5 protein-coding genes are annotated in these 3,282 nt (G+C 66.5%); 2 read left to right on the forward strand and 3 right to left on the reverse strand.

What is annotated here, in order from left to right; all coding sequences use genetic code 11:
* Window positions 1-121: 121 nt before the first annotated feature.
* Both QN345_RS17050 and dut read right to left on the reverse strand, forming a co-directional pair.
* Window positions 122-751 (reverse strand): DUF3710 domain-containing protein, encoded by a 630-nt coding sequence (locus QN345_RS17050; RefSeq protein ID WP_134447986.1) that lies wholly within the window; start codon window positions 749-751, stop codon window positions 122-124.
* Window positions 748-1,236 carry a dUTP diphosphatase gene (dut, locus tag QN345_RS17055; protein WP_241975429.1) on the reverse strand — a complete coding sequence of 163 codons (489 nt, stop codon included), beginning with the start codon at window positions 1,234-1,236 and terminating at the stop codon, window positions 748-750. The genes QN345_RS17050 and dut overlap by 4 nt, the downstream gene beginning before the upstream one ends.
* 38 nt (window positions 1,237-1,274) lie before the next feature.
* Here dut and QN345_RS17060 point away from each other — a divergent pair, with 38 nt between their 5' ends.
* Window positions 1,275-1,730 (forward strand): DUF3093 domain-containing protein, encoded by a 456-nt coding sequence (locus tag QN345_RS17060; RefSeq protein WP_134447982.1) that lies wholly within the window; start codon window positions 1,275-1,277, stop codon window positions 1,728-1,730.
* A gap of 9 nt (window positions 1,731-1,739) precedes the next feature.
* Here QN345_RS17060 and QN345_RS17065 read toward each other — a convergent pair whose 3' ends face one another.
* Window positions 1,740-2,033 (reverse strand): DUF4193 domain-containing protein, encoded by a 294-nt coding sequence (locus QN345_RS17065; RefSeq protein WP_134447980.1) that lies wholly within the window; start codon window positions 2,031-2,033, stop codon window positions 1,740-1,742.
* 198 nt (window positions 2,034-2,231) lie between these two features.
* On the opposite strand from QN345_RS17065, the gene sepH reads away from it, so the two are divergent.
* Window positions 2,232-3,282: septation protein SepH (gene sepH / locus QN345_RS17070; RefSeq protein ID WP_323508936.1), on the forward strand; the 1,051-nt coding region annotated here is incomplete at its 3' end.

The raw sequence follows: 3,282 nt of genomic DNA on the forward strand, positions 1-3,282 counted from the left end.
CATACCGTCGGCGAACACGGCCTTCGGGGCCGGCTCCGCCGGGTGGGGGGTCTCCGGCTCATCGCGGGATGCTGGGGTGTCCGTCATGTCGGGGCGATCTTCCTGGCGGGAACGGGTGGGGTCAGGCGTCGGAAGGTTCTGCGGGGCCGGCGGGCGTGACCGGCATGCGCAGCGGGATCAGGTCGCGCGGCGGCATCGGTGCGGACCCCCGCACGACGACGATGCTGCGGAAGAGGTCCTCGATCTGCGCGGCGGCGTCCGGGTTGATGGCGCCTTCGCCCGCGATCACTCCGCGGAGGAACCAGCGGGGGCCGTCGACGCCGATGAAACGGGCCAGCCTGCTGGTTTCGGAGGCGTCCTGGCCGGTGGCTACGGGGATCTCCGCGACGAGCTCCGGACCGAACGGTCCTTCTCGCAGCGTCGTCGTGCCGCCCTGCTTGCCGATCTGGTCCGCGATCTGGTCGCGGATCTCGTGCCACAGCCCACTCGACCGCGGTGCGGCGAACGGCTGGACCTGCAGGGTCGAACCGGCGTAGTCCAGGCCGATGGCCACGACACGCTTGCTGCCCTCTTCGATCTCGAGGCGCAGGTGCAGGCCCTCGCGCGGCAGGACCTTGACGCCGCCGAGGTCGACGTACGGTCGCACCGGGTTCGCCTCGCTCTCGTCGAGGGGCCCCTCTGTCTCACGGTCCTCCGGCGCCGACTTGGGCAGTGGTTCCGGGAATTGGTCCGCATTCGCGACGTCGGTCACGGGGTGTCTCCTGACATTGGTGAGCCGGCGGTCTGCCGGCCGTTTCCCGATTCACTCACACCCGTTGATCCGAAGCCGCCCGCGCCGCGCTGGCTGTCTGGCAGCCGGTCGACGGGAATGAAAGCGGCCCGGGAGACGGGCGTGATGATGATCTGGGCAATGCGATCGCCCACGGCGATCGCAAAAGATTCGGTCTGGTCGGTGTTGAGCAGCGAGACCTTGATTTCGCCCCGGTAGCCGGCATCGACGGTACCCGGCGAGTTCACGATCGTGATGCCGTGCTTGGCCGCGAGGCCGCTGCGGGGCACGATGAACGCCGCATAACCGTCCGGGAGGGCGATCGACACGCCGGTCCCGACCAGGGCACGCTCGCCGGGGGCAAGAACACGCTCTTCAGCCGAGTGCAGATCTGCTCCGGCGTCGCCCGGATGCGCGTACCGCGGAACGATGGATGCGGTTATCAACACTTCGACGCTTTCTGCCACGTGTCGAGGGTAGTGCAGAAGTCTGATCGAATAGAGCCATGCCTGAATATCGTGAAAAACTCTGGGCCTCACCAGCCCCATTCCTCGCGACCGCACTGCTGATGCCGGCGAGCATCCTCGTTTTCGCACCGATCTCGATGCTCTGGGGAATCATCATCGCCATCGTGCTCTACGGTGCCGCGATCCTCACCCTGCTGCTGACTGCTCCGGTCGTCTCCGTCGCGGACGGTGTCTTCACGGCGGGTCGCGCGCGAATAGGAACGGAGCTGATCGGGGAGGCCGTGCCCTTCGAGGCCGCAGAAGCGACGCTCGAGCGCGGACGCAGGCTCGACGCGCGGGCCTGGCTGTTGATCAGGGGCTGGATCGGTCCCGTCGTACGGGTCCCGATCGAGGATCCCCAGGATCCGGCACCGTACTGGCTCGTCTCGACACGCCACCCAACGACGTTGGCCGCCGCGATCAATGGATCACGACGGCCGGCATCAAGTAACTAAAACGCGCTTTTAGGAGTCGCACTCCAGGCAGACCGGGCCGAGCTTGGTCTCGTGCGACATCTGCGAGCGGTGCTTCACGAGGAAGCACTCTACGCAGGTGAATTCATCGGCCTGCGGGGGCAGGACGACGACATCGAGGTCGAGGTCGGACAGATCGGCACCGGGTAAATCGAACCCACCGGGGTTGTCTGAGTCGTCTACATCCACGACGCCAGACATCTTGTCCGGTACGCGCTCCTTGAGGGCCTCAATCGACTCAGAGTCGTCTTCGGACTTTCGGGGTGCGTCGTAATCGGTTGCCATGCCCATCCATTCATTCATTTAATGCCGATTAACGAAATCAGCGGGCACAGTTTGCAACAATCCCGAAGGAATAGCAAACTCTCGCCGCTGATAACTTCGGCTGAGTGGTCAACTTACGGCACGCCCGGCGTATTCCCCGGAATGAGGGGCGTTTCATGACAGTGTTGGCGAATCAGTGATCGCGAGAGGGCTTTCGCCATGCAGGATTTGAAGGTAATCGGAGTAGAGAACGGCGCGCTGCTTGCAGCGAGCGAGGATGGTGACCGTTTTCGGATCCCCATCGACGAGGTTCTCCAGTCCCGGCTTCGCCAAACCCAGATAGAACACACCCCGAAAACAAAGCTGTCCCCGCGGGACGTGCAAGCGCACATCCGTTCCGGCATGTCGGCTGAGGACGTCGCCGCCGTGACGGGAGCCCCGATCGACTTCGTCCGTCGCTTCGAGGGTCCGGTTGTCGCCGAACGCGAGTACATCGTCTCGTGCGCCCTCGGCGTGCCCGTCCACACGGCGATCGAGCCCGATCCCGGAGAGGGATCCGCGACGTTCGGCGGCGTCATCCGCGAGCGCCTCGCCTCCCTCGGGGCAACGGACGAACGCTGGGCCAGCTGGAAGGAACCCGGCGCCGGCTGGATCGTCAAGCTTGCCTTCACCGCGGACGACATCGACCACGATGCCCGCTGGTCCTTCGAACCGAAGAAGAACGCGCTCTCCCCCCTCGGCAACGAGGCCATCGCACTCTCCCAGCAGGGCGAGCTCAAGGGCGCGCTCATCCCCCGCCTCCGCGCGGTCGGCGCGGAGACGAGCCCCGCCGACGTGTCCCGCTTCGACAGCGGCGCATTCACGTTCAAGGAGTCGCTGCCGGACGAGCTCATGAACGACACGGCGCCCCAGTTGGATCCGATCCCCTATTCCCGCTCGGCCGGAACGACGGAAGCCGTGTCCAAGGCGGCTATCAAGCGTGCCGCAGAACCGCCCAAGAGCCTGAGCGAGACCGCGGACCTGCTCGAGTCCCTGCGCCGCCGCCGCGGCGAGCGTGAAGCCGCCGTCCTCGGCTCAGGCGCCCCCGTCCCGGACTCCCGGGGCGAAGCGCCGGCACCGGGCGGACCGCGACTCATCGACGACCCCGCCCAGGCATCCGTCGCCGACACCCCGGTCGAGGCCCCGCGTACGGACCCGACCCGCAACGCCTGGGCCTCCCAGGCTGCCACCGGGCAGCCGCGCAACACCGGCAACCTCGGAAAGCGTGGAC

Origin of the sequence: Cryobacterium sp. 10I1 (assembly GCF_035019805.1) — a bacterium.
Lineage (GTDB): Bacteria > Actinomycetota > Actinomycetes > Actinomycetales > Microbacteriaceae > Cryobacterium > Cryobacterium glucosi.